Genomic DNA, 19,254 nt, shown 5'->3' with positions numbered 1-19,254 from the left:
ATCACCAGCGCCTCCCATGGCCGGGTGCCAACCCCGGGACGACGCGCTCTTGAGCGTGCGGCCACTACATCGTCATGCGAGGATACATGCGCGTAGCGATAAGGACGAGAAGGCTGGAGATCGCGACGAGCACGATGCAATCGGTGCCCACCCCAAACTTGCTCGCCTCGCCCGTCAGCATGAGTGCGCGCAGGGCATCGACCTCATAGGTGAGCGGATTGGCCAGCGAGATCGCCCTGAGCCATCCCGGCATGATCTCGATCGGATAGATGGCGTTGCTGGCGAAGAAGATCGGCATGGTCAACACCTGCCCGATCCCCATGAATCGCTCGCGAGTCCGCACGATGCAGGCGATGATCAGCGAAAATGTCGAGAACAGGCCCGAGCCGAGGATGATCAGGGCGGCGACGCCGAGCAGGTGCAGGACATGGAGATCGATCGCGATGCCGAGCGCAAGTGCAAGCACATAGACGATGATCGCCTGTGACAGCCCCCGCACGGCTGAGGAAATCGCCTTGCCGAGGACGAGGGCGCTGCGGGGCGCCGGACTGACCATATAGCGATGAAGGACGCCAAGGTCGCGCTCCCAGATCACTGCGATGCCATAGAAGATCGCCGCAAACAGCACGCTCTGGGCAAGAATGCCGGGCGCCAGGAAATCGAGATACCGGCCATTGCCGCTGGCCAGCCCGCGGACCTGCGCCATCACCTCGCCGAACAATAGGAGCCAGATAGCCGGCTGGATGGCGCGGGTGAGCAGTTCGGTCGGATCATGCCGGAGCTTCCGCACTTCGGCGTCAGCCACCGCATGGACTTCCGTGGCATAGTTGCCGATCCGGACGAGGATGTCAGCCATGCTCGGCCGCGCTCCGGCGCGTCTGGAGAACGTCATGCATGTTGCCGCCCGTCTGCTCGTCGCCGCCCGCGATCCGGGCAAAGACATCGTCGAGCGTGGCGTCCGGGCCGATCCCGGCCTTCAGCTCGGCCGGCGTTCCCACGTGCTCTAGCCGCCCATGGTGCAGGATGCCGACGCGGTCGCACAGGGCGTCGGCTTCCTCCATGACGTGCGTCGTCAGCAGGATCGTCGTCCCATAGCGGTCGCGGAGATTGCGGACATGGGCCCACACCGTGTTGCGGGCCACCGGGTCGAGACCGACCGTGGGCTCGTCCATGATGAGCAGCGCCGGCCGATGCATCGTGCTCTGGGCGATCTCCAGCCGGCGCAGCATGCCGCCGGAATAATGCTGCGCCAGCCGACCGGCGGCATCGGTCAGCTCCGTCCGTTCGAGGGCTTCCCTGATCCGCTGTGAACGCTGAGCCCGAGGAATGAGATACAGCCGCGCCGAGAGAAGAAGATTCTCGTAGCCGGTCAGGGCGCCGTCGGCCGATAGTAGCTGGGGTACGTAGCCGATGTGGCTGCGCACTGCCCTTGGTTCCCGGGCCAGATCATAGCCGGCGACCCGGGCATTGCCAGCCGACGGCGGTAGCAAGGTCGTCAGCATCTTGATCAGCGTCGACTTGCCCGCACCGTTGGGACCGATAAGTCCGAAAATCTCCCTACTGTGGATTTGCAGATCCACCCGGTCCACCACCACCCGGCCGTCGAAGGATTTGGACAGTTCAGAGGTTTGAATGACCAGACCGGCGTTCCCAGCCGGGATACCAGGCGACGCAGCCTGATCGATCGCTGTATTCAGCTCCGTCACGCCACATCTCGCGCGGAGGCAAGATGCTGTTCCGGCGCATGTGGCGGTCCCGAAATGCCACGGTAGAGTGCCCTATTCCTCGCTGTCAGCCTCACAGCCATATCGATCACATCCATCCGGCAGCCGCTCAAAAAGGGAGAATCTTACAGCCAGTCTAGTCCCTCGGGCGCCTTGGACACTCCGTTCTTATACGGATTGGAGCTTCCGCATTTCCGATCGACTCTGGACCGGCCAAAAGGCCGCGGCGCACGATTGCCGACCCGCGCCCGCGGCATCGGACGAACCAAGATTTCAATCTATTGCGGAGTGCATCACATGGACCTGACCGAAGCGATCTACGGACGCCGCGCGACACGCGCCTACACAGCGGCTCCTGTCTCGAAAGACCTGCTGGAGAACGTGATCGATGCTGCCATCCAGGCCCCGAGCGCCGTCAACGAACAGCCGTGGGACTTCACCATTATCCAGAACACATCGCTGCTCGATCGGATTTCTGCGGCGGCCAAAGCCCATATGATTGAGACGATGCCGAGCGGATCCTTTCCGGAACATCTCCACGAGACTCTCGGAAGTCCGGATTTCCACATCTTTTATCATGCGCCGGTCCTCATCACTATCTCGGCACGCGCCGGAGCATGGGCGATCGAAAATGCCACCCTGGCGGCCGAGAATCTGATGCTGGCGGCGCACGGACAGGGCCTGGGATCCTGCTGGATCGGCTTTGCCCAACGGTGGCTCGAGACTGCGGACGGCAAGCATGCGCTGGGCGTTCCTGACGATTTCGTGCCGGTTGCCCCGATAATCATCGGCCATCCCGCCGCGCCCGCCGGCCTCGTCCCCCGCCAACCACCGCAGTCGCGGTGGATCAATTGAACGCCCGCCTTCCGACGGGCGAACCGCCGCAAGGAAGCTGCGCCTAGTACCTTGGGGGGAGGATTTGCTTATCCACTTCGTGTGAATTCTGGATGATGCTAAATGACCATGGCGTCGCCGGGCCGTTTGCCGCGTGGAATGACGCGACAGAGTGACAGCACAGATGGTCGAGGTTTGTCTCCTTCCCCTTGCCGTGAAAAATGCCCGTGAAAACAGGGGACCCGGATTGGGTCTGGGGAGGAATGGCGGTGGCTGGACCCTAGCAATGTCATTCATTTTCTTGGCCCTTTGTCGCCTGCATCGCTGATCATCGCATCTCGAAGAGTTCTTGATGGAAGCGTGTCTTGGGCAGGCCGCGCGCAACCATCGCCTCGTGGAGGCTCTTTCCGAACTGCGCCGGGCCGCAAAACCAGATGTCTGCCTCCATCCAGTCGGGGATCAGTTCGGTCAGCCTGTCCAACGTCAATAAGCCATCACGAGGCGTAACAAGCAAATGGACGCGAACGCCAGCTCGAGTGGCGAGATCGCGAACCTGAGCGATGAAGTCGTCGTCGGGCGCCGCAGTGGAATAGAACAGATCAACGTCGCTGCCGTTCCGGATCGGTGCGAGTGCCTGCAGACGCGCGATGAATGGCGTAATGCCCACGCCGCCAGCAATCCAGATCTGGCGGGTCAGGTCGCTCTGGAAGTCAAAGCGCCCATAAGGGCCCTCGATCGTCACAGCCTGACCTAGTCGGAGCAAATCCGGAAGCTTGCGCGTATAGTCGCCTAGTCCCTTGATGCTGAACACAAGATGGCCGTCATCGTGCCATGTCGAGGAGATGGTGAAGGGATGAGCGCCTTCCCGATCGTTGGCCTTAAGGAAGGCAAATTGTCCAGCTTGGTGACCGGGCCAGGCTGTTCCGACATCGACTGTCACGTCCAGCACCGCATTGCCCGGATAGCGGACCAGACTGGTGATTTCCCCTACAGCGCGGCGCGAATGACCGATGCGCCGGAACAACGCTGTCGCCGCGGCTACCACGCCCGCCGCCAGCAGGATCGCCATTGGAGGGCCCAGCGGAGCGGTCCAATAAGCGCGATCCATCAGCACGACAGCGTGGAACGCCAGCACGAGAAATATGGGCGCCGTCAGCCTGTGGGTTTTGAAGAACCAGTGATACGGAAAACGCTTCCAGAGCGCGAGCGCAACCAACACGATCAGCAAGTAGAGCGCAAGCTCACCCATTTCCGTAGCAGCACCGCGCAGGCTGTCCAGGATATTGGCATCGGGTCGAGGATCACTGCTTCTTGGCCGGTTGGCGCGCGAGAGCCAGCCTTGATCAACCATCCACCGCGGGAGGATTTCAAGCAGCCAGTGGATCAGCCCAAAGAGCAGCCCGCCAACGCCGAGCCATTTGTGGAGACGGTAGAATTTGTCGAGCCCGCCAAGCGCGCCTTCGATCTGAACGGGACGCGCGGCAAGAACCACTCCCGCCGACATGAACGCGATGGCGAGAGTACCGGTGAGATAGATGAGCTGGTGTCGAATGGCCCAGAAGTCGCCCGCCAGCGCACCGTCGGGCAGGCTGAGCAACCAGATCACCGTGAGAATCAGGGCGAGGGCGGGCGGAACAAGCTTCAATGGGGTCGGTCGCATGGATCACCTTCACTACGGCTCGAACACACGCGAATGGCAGTGCGATGGCGTCCAGCATCGATGATGCGACGATCAAGGCCGCAGCAACACCGAGATGCGCTGCAAAGGTTATTGCCATCCCGCGCAACGCGCTGAACTTGCAAAGAAGCATGCGACGTATATGATGGCCAGACAGCGCGTATTGATACGTAGTAGACGAGCATCTGCCTAGGGTCCGGACCCAATAACAGGATTCCCTTGTACCTCGGATCATGATTCACTGTCTCATTGAGGAGGCGGTGATATGGCTGATTTCTTTTGGTTTTCCGATGCACAGTGGGCCCGGATCGAGCCGCTGTTGCCCACCGATGTGCGCGGTAAGCCGCGCGTGGACGATCGTCGTGTGCTGAGTGGGATCGTCCATGCGCTTCGCAGTGGCGGGCGCTGGGCTGACTGTGCCGACGTCTATGGCCCCAGGAAGACCCTCTACAACCGCTTCGTCCGCTGGTCCGAGCGCGGCATCTGGGAAGGCCTCTTCAGCGCGCTGGCAGGAGCAGGAGATGCGCCGGACCGGCTGTTCATCGACAGCAGTTGCATCAAGGTTCATCGCTGCGCAGGCGGCGGAAAAGGGGGGCCTTGGCTCATGGTATCGGCCGCACGAAAGGCGGACGCAACACCAAGCTCCACGCCGTCTGCGACGAGAGAGGGCGGCCCTGCGTCCTGCTCCTGACGCCCGGAAACGTGCACGATTGCAAGGTCGCACAGCTCTGTATCCAAGCAATGCCGCCATCCGCCCAACTCGTCGCCGACAAAGGCTACGATAGCCAGGCGCTGCGGGAATGGCTGATCGAGCGCGGCACCGAGCCGGTCATTCCGCCGCGCAAAAACCGCAAGATCCAATACGATTACGACCGTGCCATCTACAGGCAACGCAATGTCGTCGAGCGCATGTTCTGTCGCTTCAAGGATTGGCGCCGCATCGCAACCCGCTTCGATCGCAACATCCAAAACTTCATGGGCGCCATCAGCTTCGCCGCCGCCGTCATCTGGTGGCTGTAACGAGTCCGGACCCTAGGTAGCCCGCACGGCGGTCGTTTCTGGGACTCGCCTTCGGGTCGGGGTCCCGCCGTCACAAACGTCAACACCAGACGCGGATGCTGAACCAGGCTTCGCTCGAACGACTTGTCCATCCGCGCGCGTAATCGCCAGTCCTGCTGGCTCTCCAGTTCCAGGAAATGGTAAGGCGAAAGTCTGCGGGCGAATTCGATCTCCTTTATCGAAAAACCGAGATCACGTGCATTGGCGATGAACCGCTGCCGGTTCACGTCGGCGTTGGATAGTCACGGTACCCGCTGTCCCGCCGCGGTGCGGCGGGTATGAGGAGATCATCTCGCAATGGCGGATCATCCGCTGCGAGACCCCGCTCGCCTTCCAGGCCTCGCCTATGTTCATAGCCGCTGCGGGTTGAGCCGAAGTGCGTTGGTGACGACGCTGACCGGGTGGATGATCGAATATCGTTCTCCACCAGTCGAGGCGCATGGAACTTTGCCATTCCCGCACTGGAAGAGCCGGGATTATTGCTTCATCCATTGCTCGAGAGCTGTGTAGGACGCGCCAGCAACCGCCGCGTCCTGTGGAATCAGGATGCCAAAGCAATGCGGCGAGCCAGAAGACACTGGACTTCGCGCGTCTCGCCTTCAGAGGGAAAGGGGATTCCGTCCTTGGAGCATTCTGCACCATCGACCGTGATGCGAGCGTCGCCTGAAGCAAGCCCATCTGGGTTTTCGACCCGGATATGCAGACTGCCCGCCGTCCTGGTGATCGTTGCCTCGAAGAATTTCCACCCCGCCGGCAGGCACGGCGCGAGATGCAATCTGCCTTCCACCAGCCGCAGCCCCAATATTTCCTCGACGGCCAGTCGCCATGTCCAGCCGGCAGCGCCCGTGTACCAGCTCCATCCGCCGCGGCCGACATGCGGCGGCGTCCCGGCCACATCCGCGGCCAGCACATAGGGCTCCGTTCGATAGCGCGCGACGTCTTCGCTCGAGCGGGTCTGGTTGATGGGGTTGATGCGATCGAAGACCCGCATCGCGCCCTCGGCATCGCCAAGCCGGGCAAGGGCGATGCCGAGCCAGACGGCGGCATGCGTGTATTGGCCGCCATTTTCCCGGATGCCGGGTGGATAGGCCTTGATATAGCCGGGGTCGCGTGGCGTCGCATCGAAGGGGGGCGAGAGAAGTCGGACCAGCCGATCGTCGTCGCGGACCAGATGCTGCTGGGCCGCAGCCATGGCGCGCGCGATCCGCTCTGGACTGCCGGCGCCAGACAGCACTGCCCAGGATTGAGCGATCGAGTCGATCCGGCACTCGCTGTCCGCGGCCGAGCCCCAGGCCCGACCGTCGTCGTCGAAGGCCCGCAAATACCATTCGCCATCCCAGGCGGATTGTTCGGCCGCCTTGGCGAGCGCCGTCGCACGGGGTTTCCAGTGTTCAGCCAGATCACTGCGCTGCAGCCGGCCGCAAAGGCCAACGAACCCATCGATCGTGGCGATCAGGAACCATGCCAGCCAGACGCTTTCGCCCCGCCCCTGCTCGCCCACGCGGTTCATGCCGTCATTCCAGTCGCCGGTGCCCATCAGCGGCAGCCCATGGCCCCCGAGCCGGTGACCGCATTGGAGCGCGCGCTCGCAATGCTCGAACAGCGATCTGCGTTCGTCCGTGATATCAAATCGCGCGTAGCGGTCGGCCTCGTCCCCTGCCAGCGGAGGACCGCGCAGGAACGGCACCTCTTCCGCGAGAATGCCCACGTCGCCCGTGGCCTCCACATAGGCGGCAGTGACATAAGGCAGCCAGAGCAGGTCGTCCGAGCAATGCGTCCGGACACCCCGATCCAGCGGCGGATGCCACCAGTGGAGGACGTCGCCCTCCTCGAACTGGTGTGCTGCGGCCGAAAGAATGTGTCGTCGCGCCAGATCGGGATCGGCATGAAGCAAGGCGAGCACGTCCTGAAGTTGATCGCGATAGCCGAAGGCCCCGCCGGCCTGATAGAAGCCAGCACGGGCCCGAAGACGCGCACTGATTGTCTGGTAGGGGAGCCATCTGTTGACCAGCATGTCGAACGCGGGATCAGGCGTCGTCACCTTCACGGCGCCCAGAAGCCTGTCCCAATCGTGCTGGCATTGCTGGAAGGCACGCTCTACCTCGGCCATATCCTGCCACCGCAGCGCCAGCGTTCGGGCGTGGGCACGGTGATCCCCCTGCCCCAGTACGAATACGACCTCGGCGGTTTGCCCGGGGGCGATATCCAGATGGACCTGCAAGGCACTGCAGCAATCCGCACCGGCTGAATGCTGGCGGCCGCCTAGATCCCAGTTCAGAAGCGCTTCGGGCCGGCGTGGATTGCCCTCGCGTCCCATGAAGTCCCGTCGCGATGTCGTCAGGCTGTGCGGTGGATGGCTGCTTGTCAGGAACGCTGTCCGCTCGCTGAATTCCTCGTTCCACGGGTTGTTCGCCATCAGTGCATGGACTTCGGCATCATAGTGCGCGGTCCGCAGCGGGGCCGGTTCGCCGTGAACGGCGCCCAGCAGCCATTCGGCATAATAGGTCGCCGTGAGCCGGCGGGCATGGGGCAACAGGTTGCGAAGCCGCAGCCGGACGATCTTGATCGGATCGTCGACGGGGACGAACACCTGAAGTTCCTGTTCGAGGCCTTCGCTGCTGCTTTCCCAACTTGTGAAGCCTGCGCCATGGGACACGCGACAGGCCGCTGCATTCCCTGCGGGCTGCGGCGTCGGGGTCCACAGGCGCGCGTTTTCCTCGTCGCGCAGATACAGGATCTCGGTCTGAGGATCCCGCACGGGATCGTTGCTCCATGGGGTCAGACGGTTTTCGCCGCTGTTGATCGCCCAGGTGAAGCCGAGACCGGCCTCGGTGACGATCGTGCCGAAGCCGTCATTGGCGAGGACGTTCGACCAGGGCGCGGGGGTTGTCTCGTCCGGCGCCAGGTGGATCACATAGGTTTCGCCATCCGGCGTGAACCCGCCGCGACCATTGTCGAACGTCAGCTCCTTGAGCGGGAGCAACCCCGAACCGGCGCTTGGCGACGCCCCGGTGCTGCCGACCGGCTCGAAGCGCGGGCTCCGAAGCTGGGGAGATTCGGCGCGCGCGAGTTGGTCGCCGAGCGCACCCGCCGCTTCGTCGAGCACGATCTGCGCGGCGCGTTCCAGAAATTGGGCGCGATCGGTGTCGCCGTGCCCGATCCCCACGAGGTGGATTCCGCCATTCTGTCCGAGCTGCTCCTGCACGCCCGCCTCGCGGAGGAGCTCGATCAACCGCTCGCGGACGGGTTCGAGATAGCCCGCTGCTCCTTCATGCATGATCACGAGATCGATCGCGATGCCGCGCCTCCGCCACAGCTGCTGGGCTGCCGCAAGAAACCGTAGCAGGGCGGTTCGCTGGCCGTCGCCTGCGCGCACCAGCAGAATGGGATGATCGCCCGATATTCCAAGCGCCCAGAGATCGCCTCTGCCATGACGGTCGGCAACAAGCGCATTCAGCATGCCGGTAGATGACTGAACGGGCTGGAGCAACGCGGACAGCAACATCTGCGCGTCCCGCACGCGGTCGGGGCCAAGTCCGAGTTGATGCATCTCACGTGCCGCATCCGCCACGGCGTCATTCATGGCCCATTCGAGTGCCGTCAAAGTCGCATAGCGCTCGGCGATCTCCAGAGCGGATTCCCGTGAGCCCGCGACGATCGTGACGAAAGCGAGTTCGCGTCTCCCGTGCGGCGGAAGCTCCAGCTCGGCGCGCATCGCCAGGATCGGATCGAGGGTCCAGCCGGTCGTGCCATTGAGTTCATCGGAGTGCATCGCGGCGGGGTTCGCCTGATCACCGTGGCGCTTCAAGAAGGCCGCGCGATCGGTTTCGACGCCCCGCGGCGTGAAGCCCTTGTCGTCGGCGATGATCCGGTGAAGCAGCACGGGGGGACGATCACCAGCATCGCGTGGTCGGCGCGTGAACAGCAGGCCGTTCGCACCCGGAAGCAGTTCGCTGCCGACGAAGAGTTTGCTGAAGGCCGGGTGGCGTGCGCCGTCGAGCGGCGGCGCGAGCATGACCTCGGCATAGCTCGTGAAGTCGAGCGTTCGCGGCCGGTCGCTCTCGTTGACGACAGTGACCCGGCGGATCTCCAGATCGTCCCCGTGCGGGATGCCGACAGCCATGGTCAAAGCGATGTCGTGATCCCGACGATGATATTCGACCTGGTGCGCCTGAAAGAGTATGCGCGCCTCGGTCGCTGGCGCGCGCACCGGCTCCGGCGTCGCCGACCAGAGCGCGCCGGTTTCCCGATCGCGGACATAGATCCAGAGCCCGGCGTCGCCAGGGATCCGATCGGGGCGGGTGAGCGCATAACGCTGCCAGTAGAGCCCCCCTCCCCCATTCGCCGCCAGACGACTGGTCAGACGACCATTGCCGATCGCATGCAGCGCGGTGGAACCGCCGATGGAGCCAGGGTTCCAGGGCTGGAGACGGGGGATCGCGCCCTCGGCAACGGGCTGCGGCTCGCGGAGTTCGATGCGCGAAATCTCGGGCGGGAGATCCCAGGGAATGCGTTCGTTGAGGAGGAGGTCGATCGTGCGGATATGGGGATCGGCGTGGAACCAGCTGACGAACATATCGCCGCACAGCGCATTGCCGAGAGCGGCCATACTCATTCCGTGATGGTGCGCCATATAGGATCGGACGATCGCGAAGCGCTCTCCTTCCGGCACGCGCTCGGTTGTGAAGTCGATGGCCTCGTAGAAGCCGTATCGCCCGAGCATGCCCAGCCCCGCGAGATCACGAAGGTTACGGACTGCCAAGACCGTTCGTGCAGCGAGTGCGAGCACAGTCGCATAGGGGGCGACCACCAGATCGCGCGCGAGCCCACGGCGCAGGCCCAGCCCTGGGACGCCGAAAGCATGGTAGCGATACACGCGATCGGGGCCCATCGAGGCGAAGGAGGATTCGGATATACCCCAGGGGATGCCATGCCTGACCCCATAGGCATGCTGAAGATCGACGGCGGTCCGGTCGCTCTGGCCGAGAAGTGTTGCGGGATCGCTGCGCAGGAACAGGTTCGGCATGAGATATTCGAACATCGAGCCGTTCCACGAGACCAGCGACAGGCCCGAGGCCTTCTTCGTGATCGGGCGGCCGAGGAAGAACCAATGCTCGGGAGGCACATCGCCCTTGGCGATGGCAAAGAAGCTCGCGAGCCGTGCCTCGCTCGCCAGCAGGTCATAATGGTGCTGATCGATGCGGTCGGCGGTGACATTGTAGCCGATATGGAACAGCCGGCTGCTCATATCGAACAGCAGGGCGAAATCCATGCCATGGGCCCAGGCGCCCGCTCGTCGAGCGATGCCATCCAGCCGGTCGCCCATGGTCTTGTGGGCATCCACGGCGCGGGCGAGAGCCGAACCGAGCTCTTCCGCCCAGCTCCTTGCTTCGCAAGGGGCGAGGGAGCCGCCGAATGCGTCCAGCAGCGCGCTTGCCTCCTCGCACGCGGCCTCGACTTCGGCAGGCGTGCGCTCGCCCGCGAGCATGGGGCCAATCCGGGCGGCGATGTCGGCGCAATCGGCGGGCGGGCGCGTCGACAGCGGCAGCCACGGGAGGAACATCTGCACGTCGCGGCGTATGCTGCGCAGATGATGATCAACCCGCTCGAGCCACAGCTGAACATCGCGGATCACGTTCGTCGGAAGTGTCCCCGCGTTGGCGATGCCATTGCGGATCCTTTCCTGCAGCTCGGGGCAGTCCCGATCGCAGAGCGCGTCCAGCCGGTCGCCCCAGCAGGCGCTGTCGTCCCGCGCCGCAGTTGCGGCGTCACGCATCGCCGCAACAAGAGTACGACAGGCATGATCCGGGTCGGCGCGATCGGCCGCAAGCGCGCCGGCAAGCAGGTCCAGGGTGTCGTCGAGACCGGACCATAGTGCAGGGGAAAGCACGGGGGCTCGAACAGCATCGCGACACGCCTCGTTCACGACGATAAGACTGACGGCCAGATTGCCACTGTCGACCGTGGAGACGTAGCGCGGCTCGAGCGGCTGCAATGTACGAGTATCATACCAGTTGAGCATATGTCCCCGGTAGCGATCGAGCTGGTCGAGCGCGTCCAGCGCATTGCGCAGTCGCATCTCGAGATCGGTCACACCGATATGCCCCAGCTTCCAGGCCGTCAGCGTGGAGAGCAGCATCATGCCGACATTGGTCGGCGACGTCCGATGGGCGATCTCCTCCTCGGGCGGCTCCTGGTAATTGTCGGGCGGCAGCCAGTTGTCCTCCGGCCTCACGAAGGTTTCGAAGAACAACCATGTCCGCCGCGCGATGCTGCGCAGGAACAGACGGTCTTCAGCGCCCAGCGTCTCGATCGACGAGCGGCGCGGACGGCTTATCCGGTACGCGATTTCCGGAGCCAGCACCCATAGCATCAGAAGCGGCGCGGCGGGCAGGAGGGCCGCTGCATGTGTCAGCGCCAGTCCCGAGCCGGCAGCAAGCGCGAATACGGGCGACACCCACATCTCGCGCCAGGCCGCCCGTCGCGGATCGAGCGCGGCAAAGTGCGCTGTCGTGTGCGCGGCCGATGTCCACTCCAGCAGCCCACGCCCGGTGGCAAGCCGCCAGAGCGTGATCAGTATTGCATTGAGCGCGATGGCGGCATCGCTGATCAGGAAGGCGATCGACAGCGCCCATCGTCCGAGTTCATCGCCCAGACGTCGCAGGACACCCTGGAGAACGCCGCGGCGGCGGCCTTGCGCGAGACCCGTGACGACGTCGGTGAACAGATAGGCTGCCGGCGCGACGATGGCCAGCGATGTCCATATCCAGGGATTGCCGCCCAGGATAAACCATCCACCCAGCAGCAGGGCGACGAGGCTGGGCGGCACGAGGCTGCGGCGAAGATTGTCGAAGATCTTGAGCCGGTCGAACCAGGTGAGACGGTTGTGGAGGCGCGTTCCCGCGCGGCCCGGTACCAGGGGAAGCAGCCAGGGCAGCAGCTGCCAATCGCCGCGCACCCAGCGGTGCCAGCGCCGGCGGTAATCGAGATAGCCGGAAGGAAAGCCCTCATAGACGATGATGTCGCTGGCGAGCGCCGCGCGACCATGCAGCCCTTCGAACAGGTCATGGCTGAGCAGGTTGTTCTCGGGAATTCGTCCCTCGACGCTGCGCTCGAAGGCGACGACTTCGTAGATGCCCTTGCCGACGAATATGCCTGAGCCGAACAGGTCCTGGTAGACGTCGGATACGGCGCGTGAATAGATGTCGATCGCGGTGTCGCCGCCGAAGTAGCGCGTGAACAGCGATCGTCCGCTGGTTTCAGGTGCGATCTCGACCCGCGGCTGGAGGATCGTGTAGCCGCTTGCCACCCGCCCGGTGCGCGGATCGAAACGAGCCTTGTTGAGCGGATGGGCGAGCGTCGCCACCATCCGATTGATGACGCCCGTCGGCAGGCGGGTATCGGCGTCCGCGGTCACGACGAACCGAACCTCGCGAAGTGCTTCGATGCGGCCGGCGGTGCGTGAAAAAGGGCTGAGATCGCCGCGCAGGATATAGCCGTTGAATTGCTCCAGCTTTCCGCGTTTGCGTTCCCAGCCCATCCAGACCGACTGGGCGGGATTATAGAGACGCGGCCGGTGCAGCATATGGAAAGGGCCGCTGCCCGCGCTGCCATAGGTGTCGTTGAGGCGCTTCACGCCATTTTCCAGCGCAGCCTCGACATCCGCATCGCCAGGAAGGCTGTCGCTGTCAGCGTCGGCATGGTCGCTCAGCAGAACGAACTGCAGCCCTGGATCGGGATTGCCGAGATAGTGGCCTTCCAGCCGCTGGAGGAGCGCCGCCACGTCCGCCGGATGCGCGACAAGCACCGGCATCACGACCGCTGTCCGGCAATCGTCGGCGATCCCCTTCTCGAAATCGAGTTTCGGAAGCACCTGGGGCGACACGAGCAGCGTCGCGACCCAGTTGACGAACGTGACGCTCAGGATGGTAGCCGGCAGCGTGGTGAGCGCGATGCCCAGCAGCCACCCAATTGCGGTCGCCTCGACTAAGGCAAGGTAGAGCGCCGGAACGACAAAGCTGACGAATCCGGCCAGGAACAGCGCCGCCGTATAAAGCGCGGCGGGATAGCGCAGGAGCCTGCGGCCGATCGATTCCAGCGCCAGCGGCCGCACGTCGATCGCATCCTCGAACGCCGGCCGGCCATCACCGACCAGCCAGTAGCCGACATGATCGGCCGGCACGTCGGCATTGGCCCGGCATTGAACGAGCAGGCGTTCGGCGACATCCAACTCTGGCAGGCCGCCATGGTCCGACAACTGCTCGATTGCGTGCCGGTAACGGTCGCGCGTGTCGAAATCCATGTGCGGATAGACCTTGGCAGGGTCGAGCCTCAGGATCGCCTCGACGCGGCTTGTCCGGTCGAAAAAGTCCTTCCACTGGATCGTCGAGATCACCGCGAGGTTGGCGATCGCGCGCGAGACGCATTCTGTATCGTCCGCTGCGGCGGATTTGGTGGCATCAGGACCCACCTCGAACGGCGGGGCCACGTCCGGGAATATGCGTCCGAAGCCTGTTATCAGAAGCTCGAGGCAGGCCAGGCGAAGCATGGCCGGAAACGCCCAGAGCTCGGCAATGCTCAGAGGCTCTTCATCCTGATAGCGTTCGATGAACGGGATCGCGGTATTGAGCGATATCTGCAAATGCGACGCGTGGAGCAGCCCATGGGCCAGGGCATAGATGCGGGGCAGGCCCTTCGCCGCCTCACCCGCGAGGCCGGGCAGGCGCCGGTAGAACTGGGCCGGCATATCCTCCTTGATCTGGAGGATTGCGCGTTGAACGTGATAATCGTTGTCGAGCAGCCATTCGGCCGCCGAGCTGCTTTGCGGCTCCGCGGCGCCAGCGGCGATCCGGGCCATACTCAGCCATGCACGCAATGCCGGCAACTGCGACCAGGTTGTCAGCGGTGCCGCTCTGCGGGCCAAGCCCACAAGACGGTGACGGCGCGCAAGCTCGTGCGCAGCGGCGACTATCGGGTCCGCATCCTCGACATCCGCCATTCTCAGACCGGACCTACGGCCGGGAGGCGCGCATTCTGGACTTTCGTCAGCACCATCGGCTCCACTGAAGTCACGGATGGACGAACGATCAGCATCGGCGCCGGCGAATGGGTCATGAGGTAGGCGGCGACGCTGCCATAGGGAACGTCCATGTGATGGCGGCCGCCATGGCCGCGCGCCGACAGCACGACGAGGTCGGCCGCTTCGGCGCGGATCAACCCGGCCAGAGCAGCGCGAACATCCTCGCTGCGCATCGAGATCGCCCGAACTGTCAGCCCCATGGCCGCTACATATGTCCGAACATGGTCGAGATAGGCGCGCGCCGTCGCTTCATTTCGTTCGACAACATGCCGTTGGAGTTCGAGATCGCGCGGCTCGAGGGGCCTGGTTTCGGTGAGTTCCGGCGTCGGGACGACGTGCGCGAGGATCAGTTCCGCTTGCGCCGATTTGGCAAGCCGTGCCGCAAGCGGGATAACGCTTTCGGCCCAGGTCGATCCATCCACGGGCACAAGGATGCGCCGATAGCTCGGCGCCGGCGCGGCGGAGGCCGCGATCGGGACCAGCAGGATCGAACCGGGCGCCCGATCGAGAACATTATGGGCCGTGCCGCCAATGCCTTTCTGGCTTGCGCCATTCTCGCCCTGGGTGCCAAGTACGAGAAGGCAATCGGGCTGTCCGCAGGTGAATCGGCAGATTTCCTCGGCAGTTGCACCCTCTGCAAGTTTGACCTCTGCAATCTTGGTCGACGGCTTGGGTGCCGCCGCCAGCCCTCCAAGGAGACGCCTTGCTTCGTGCCGACGCAAGTCCCATTCGATCGGGTCAGGACGCATCTCCCTTCCCGGCTGGCCTTCCAGCACCTGCAGCAGCGTTACCGGAACCTCGAGCGCCTGGGCGATCGCAAATGCATGGGAAACGACGCCGGCCGCGTGCTCGGATCGATCGAGGCACGCGACGACGTGACAGGTTCCCGCTTGCGTGTCGGCGCGGACTGGGAAGAGTGCGTTCGATGTCGACATATTCCGGCCTCCTGTTGTCTTGGCAGCTTACTCCCGCGCGCGTCGTTACTGGCGGCACCACGCCCTGCACCGGGGGTTCGAGCACAATCTTCTGGCCCGTTGCGACGCCGCGATTTCCTATGCTGGCCACGGTGACCCATCCGGGAGATACCCGAAATACGGGTATCTACGGAGGTTATCTGAATCGGTAGCGCAGAGGCGTCGTCTGACCGGTCTGCGCGGTTGTCGCGGCAAGGACCGTTACCGAAGCAGCGGGGATAAATGCTCGCGGGGACTTCACGTACCGCTGACTGCACGGGTGCTGAATGGTTGAAACACTAGCGGTCCCTGAACCAATCCGCGCTCGTTGCGCTTTCAATATCTTGCCGGGTTGAAGCCGTGCGCCGAATGGGAAAGCCTCATTTTCTCTCCGGAAGGGCCCTCATATAGTCGCGAACAATCGGAAGTGCGTTGCGACGACGAATATATTGTATTTGATAGTTGCATAATTCTCCATGCCGGAAAGCCGCCAGCGCGCCGGCCAAGTAGAACGTCCACATGTGGTAGAAGCGGGTATCATATAGCGCTTCGATCCGCTCCTTTGCCGCGACCGTTCGATGATACCAGTGCTCCAACGTATAAGCGTAATGGAGCCGCAACGTCTCCACGTCGGCGACGATCAGCTTTACGATTTCACTCGAGCCGACGATCTCCGACAACGCGGGAATATAGCCTCCGGGGAAGATATATTTGGTGGTGAAGGGATCGGTGCTACCCGGCTTGCCCATGCGGCCTATGGTGTGCAGCAGCATCACGCCGTCCTCCGCCAGCAGCGACCGGCATTTCTCGAAGAAACGCCGATAATAAGGCGGCCCGACATGCTCGAACATGCCAACGGAGACGATGCGATCGAATGTCCCTGTTACGTCACGATAATCGACCAGTTCGAACTTCACACGGTCGGCCGCGCCGGCCTCGTCGGCGCGACGGCGGGCGACCCCGAGTTGTTCCTCGCTGAGCGTGATCCCCAGCACGTCGACATCTGCCACGCGATTGAGGTACAGTGCCATGCCGCCCCAGCCGCATCCAATATCGAGCACCTGCTGGCCTGGTCTGAGATGAAGCTTGGCGGCGATATGCGCTTTCTTGTCCGTCTGCGCCTGTTCGAGGCTCGTGGTCACGTCGGTGAAGTAGCCGCAGCTATACTGGCGGTCGGAATCGAGGAAGACATCGTAGAGGCGGCCGTCGAGATCATAATGATGTGCAACGTTGCGTTTCGAGCGCCGCTTCCAGTTGAGCCGGTCCAGCCGGGAAATCAGCGAATGGGCGACGCTCATAAAGAGGTTGCCGCGCAACGCGTCGCCTTCCTCCTTCTCCCAGGCTGTGTTGGACTGGATGAGGTCCACGAGGCCGAGAATGTCATCACCGTCCACAAGGAGCCTGCCATCCATCCAGGTCTCGGCTGCCCCCAGACGCGGATTTCTGGCGATAGCACGCGGCACGCCGCGATCGGTGAACCGGATCGTCACCGGCGCGCGCCCTTCTTGCGGAGATCCATAGTCATGGCGCGTGCCGTCCGCCTCGAACAGGATGAGCTCACCAGTCCTGATGAGGCGTAAAAGCAATTTGTCCAATAGCCGCATTCGGATAGTCCTGACGGAAGGGCTTACGGACGATCGACGGCTCAACCTGCGAAAGCGGGCTTCCTCTATTGCGTGTCAACAACGCTGGCCGGCGACGATTCCCGGGTCCGTATGCCGCGCGCACGCTTGCGTAACATTCCGTAGCTGTACTTAGATTATGGTATTCCCGCAGAGTTCCTGTCGCGCAGATCCGCGCTACCGTATATTCTCGTGGCGCCTTGCGCGCGAATGCTAGTGCGCCAGCAGCAGCGGAACGGATGTGTCGGACAGGAGATCGCGGGTCACCCCGCCGAGCACCGTCTCACGCAGCCGGGAGTGTCCGTAGGCTCCCATCACGAGGGAAGATGCGGCCAGTTCTCGCGCTGCGTTCAAGAGCGTCTGCGCGATAGTGCGCCCCTCTTGGGGCCATTCGTGCAGCTGAGAAGCTATACCATGCCGGGCGAGGTATCGGCTTGCGTCCATCGGTGGAAATTCGCTGGTATCGCTCGATATGGTGACAATGTGGACTTCGCTCGCCAGCCGCAAGAAGGAAAGCGTCAGGCGCAGGCTGTGCGCGGCTTCGATCGATCCGTTCCAGGCTATGACGACCGGCCCGTTGGCGTTGAAGCTGGTCGTGCCCGGGGGCACGACCAGCACCGGTGCGCGCGCGTGTATGGCCACGTCGGCGACGATCGGCAGAGGCTCCGGCGTGTCATCCTGCCCCTTGTTCTGGCGGCTCAGGATGAGGACGTCGGCCAGGCGCCCGCGGCTCACCAGCGCATCGGCGGCATTGCCATCGGCATGCTCCCAATCCCAGGAGATATCCTCGCTTTTCAGTCGCTGCTCGATGCGTTCTCGCTCCTCATCGTCGCGCGCCTGAAGGGCCTCAAGCAGCTGTGACGAGGCATAAAGGCCGCCGAAGGGGTCGCCGACGACATAGCTGTTGAACGGAGTGACCTGGACGCAGGTGATATGTGACTGGTGGGTGCGCGCAAGGTCCAGCGCCACGGCAAGCCGCTCCGCCTGTCCGTGATCGTCATGGATATGCAGAAGTATCGATTTCACCACGCCCTCCTCGTTTTCGCTACGATCCCGTTTGAAATCGCACGCTAGAGGTTAGGGCGGCGCGGATAACTAGGGGATAATACCAATCCCAGGACGGTGCCGATCACATCATTCTCGCGTGCGACGGGTCCAGATACGGATCGTTGTCCGCAGGATCGACATGACAGATTATCGAGGATCAAATGAGATGCGTTCGGCCGGCACGTATGCTTCTGCTACGCGAGCCATGCCGTGTTTGAGCTTGGCGATATATCCGATTTCGCGAACCTCGACGCGTTTGGGTCGCAGCATAGGGATGGCCATGATGTCGGCATTGCTCCTTGGCATGCTGTCCGTGCCGCTGTCCGCGCAGCAACCGACGCTGGATACGAGTTCGGTCCTTGAGACGGTCGAGCGGCTAAAGCCGGGGGAATATATCTGGGCGCCTGATATTGCTCCCGCCGGCCCCGTGCTGATCATCATCAGCCTCGCCAACCAGCGGGCCGTCACCTACCGAAACGGCGTACCGATCGGCGTCTCCACGGTCTCGACTGGAAAGCCCGGACATGAGACACCAACGGGGCTGTTCACGATCCTGCAAAAGCATGTCGACCACAAGTCCAACCTCTACGACGATGCGCCGATGCCCTATATGCAGCGCCTGACCTGGGGCGGCGTAGCTCTGCACGGCGGCAATCTACCTGGCTATCCCGCGTCGCATGGCTGCATCCGCCTGCCGCCGGGCTTCGCCAGGCTTCTCTATGGCGTCACCCGCCTCGGCTTGACCGTCGTCATCACGAAAGAGGCGGCAGTGCCGCGTGTCGCGCCGGTACCCGATCCCATGCGGCCGACCGCCTCCGACATCGACGACGCTCCACCTTCCGGGCCGTTCACATGGCGTCCCGAACTGTCACCCTCGGGATCTGTATCCATCGTGATCAGCACCGCGGATCGACGAATGATCGTGCTCCGCAACGGCCGCCAGATCGGATCCGCACCCATAGCACCCGACACCGCCGTCGACCGAACGACGGCTTATACGCTGCGCGCTATCGATGAAACCGGGTTTCACTGGCTGCACATCCCGTTGTCCGGCGAGGCATCGCCGGCGCAGCAGACGGCGCCATCCGAGGATCGGAACCGATTGCGCGTCGCCGAGGAATTCCGGCGTTCCGTCGCAGCGATCCTGACCGAGGGCGCAACGGTGCTGGTTACCAACGACAGTCTCGCAAGGAGTGAAACCGGCCGGCGGCTCACAGTTATAACCGGCGAAGACGAATAGCGGGCGCGGACAAAGGCT

General features: G+C 63.4%; 10 protein-coding genes. 3 read left to right on the top strand and 7 right to left on the bottom strand.

From position 1 onward, the window contains the following. Positions 1-64: 64 nt before the first annotated feature. Together HHL08_RS09110 and HHL08_RS09105 are read right to left on the bottom strand one after the other, a co-directional pair. The gene (locus HHL08_RS09110) at positions 65-856 is read right to left on the bottom strand and encodes an ABC transporter permease (protein WP_070934787.1); all 792 of its coding nucleotides are present in this window, start codon (positions 854-856) and stop codon (positions 65-67) included. Further along, positions 849-1,706: an ABC transporter ATP-binding protein gene (locus HHL08_RS09105; RefSeq protein ID WP_206377789.1), complete on the bottom strand. Its 858-nt coding sequence runs from the start codon at positions 1,704-1,706 to the stop codon at positions 849-851. Before HHL08_RS09105 ends, HHL08_RS09110 begins: the two co-directional genes overlap by 8 nt. Positions 1,707-2,021: 315 nt before the next feature. On the opposite strand from HHL08_RS09105, the gene HHL08_RS09100 reads away from it, so the two are divergent. After that, a complete protein-coding gene (locus HHL08_RS09100) occupies positions 2,022-2,579 on the top strand; it encodes a nitroreductase family protein (RefSeq protein WP_169572499.1) in 558 nt (185 codons plus the stop codon). 307 nt (positions 2,580-2,886) lie between these two features. Here the strand turns inward: HHL08_RS09100 and HHL08_RS09095 are convergent, their stop codons facing one another. Then, a complete protein-coding gene (locus tag HHL08_RS09095) occupies positions 2,887-4,218 on the bottom strand; it encodes a ferredoxin reductase family protein (protein ID WP_169572497.1) in 1,332 nt (443 codons plus the stop codon). 283 nt (positions 4,219-4,501) lie between these two features. Here HHL08_RS09095 and HHL08_RS09090 point away from each other — a divergent pair. Beyond that, positions 4,502-5,256, top strand: a protein-coding gene (locus HHL08_RS09090; RefSeq protein ID WP_169572495.1) for an IS5 family transposase whose coding sequence is annotated in 2 segments (ribosomal slippage) — positions 4,502-4,835 and positions 4,835-5,256 — 756 coding nt in all. Because the reading frame shifts where the segments join, the coding sequence is not laid out codon by codon here. A 580-nt stretch (positions 5,257-5,836) separates the two neighbouring features. On the opposite strand, the gene HHL08_RS09080 is transcribed toward HHL08_RS09090, so the two are convergent. The 4 genes from HHL08_RS09080 to HHL08_RS09065 form a co-directional block, all read right to left on the bottom strand. Continuing rightward, positions 5,837-14,293, bottom strand: a complete 8,457-nt coding sequence (locus HHL08_RS09080) for a GH36-type glycosyl hydrolase domain-containing protein (protein WP_169572493.1) — start codon at positions 14,291-14,293, stop codon at positions 5,837-5,839. 2 nt (positions 14,294-14,295) lie between these two features. Next, positions 14,296-15,309, bottom strand: a complete 1,014-nt coding sequence (locus HHL08_RS09075; protein ID WP_169572491.1) for a universal stress protein — start codon at positions 15,307-15,309, stop codon at positions 14,296-14,298. Positions 15,310-15,707: 398 nt separating this feature from the next. Beyond that, positions 15,708-16,931 (bottom strand): SAM-dependent methyltransferase, encoded by a 1,224-nt coding sequence (locus HHL08_RS09070; protein ID WP_169572489.1) that lies wholly within the window; start codon positions 16,929-16,931, stop codon positions 15,708-15,710. A 231-nt stretch (positions 16,932-17,162) separates the two neighbouring features. Beyond that, entirely contained in the window at positions 17,163-17,975 is an 813-nt protein-coding gene (locus tag HHL08_RS09065; protein WP_328804619.1) for a universal stress protein, read from the bottom strand. Between the two features lie 301 nt (positions 17,976-18,276). Here HHL08_RS09065 and HHL08_RS09060 point away from each other — a divergent pair, with 301 nt between their 5' ends. Further along, complete coding sequence (locus tag HHL08_RS09060; RefSeq protein ID WP_235954999.1) at positions 18,277-19,236, top strand: L,D-transpeptidase; 960 nt, start codon at positions 18,277-18,279, stop codon at positions 19,234-19,236. The last annotated feature ends 18 nt before the right edge of the window (positions 19,237-19,254 follow it).

Origin of the sequence: Sphingobium psychrophilum, assembly GCF_012927105.1 — a bacterium.
Classification (GTDB): Bacteria; Pseudomonadota; Alphaproteobacteria; order Sphingomonadales; family Sphingomonadaceae; genus Sphingobium; species Sphingobium psychrophilum.
This window is presented reverse-complemented; position numbering and strand designations above follow the sequence as displayed.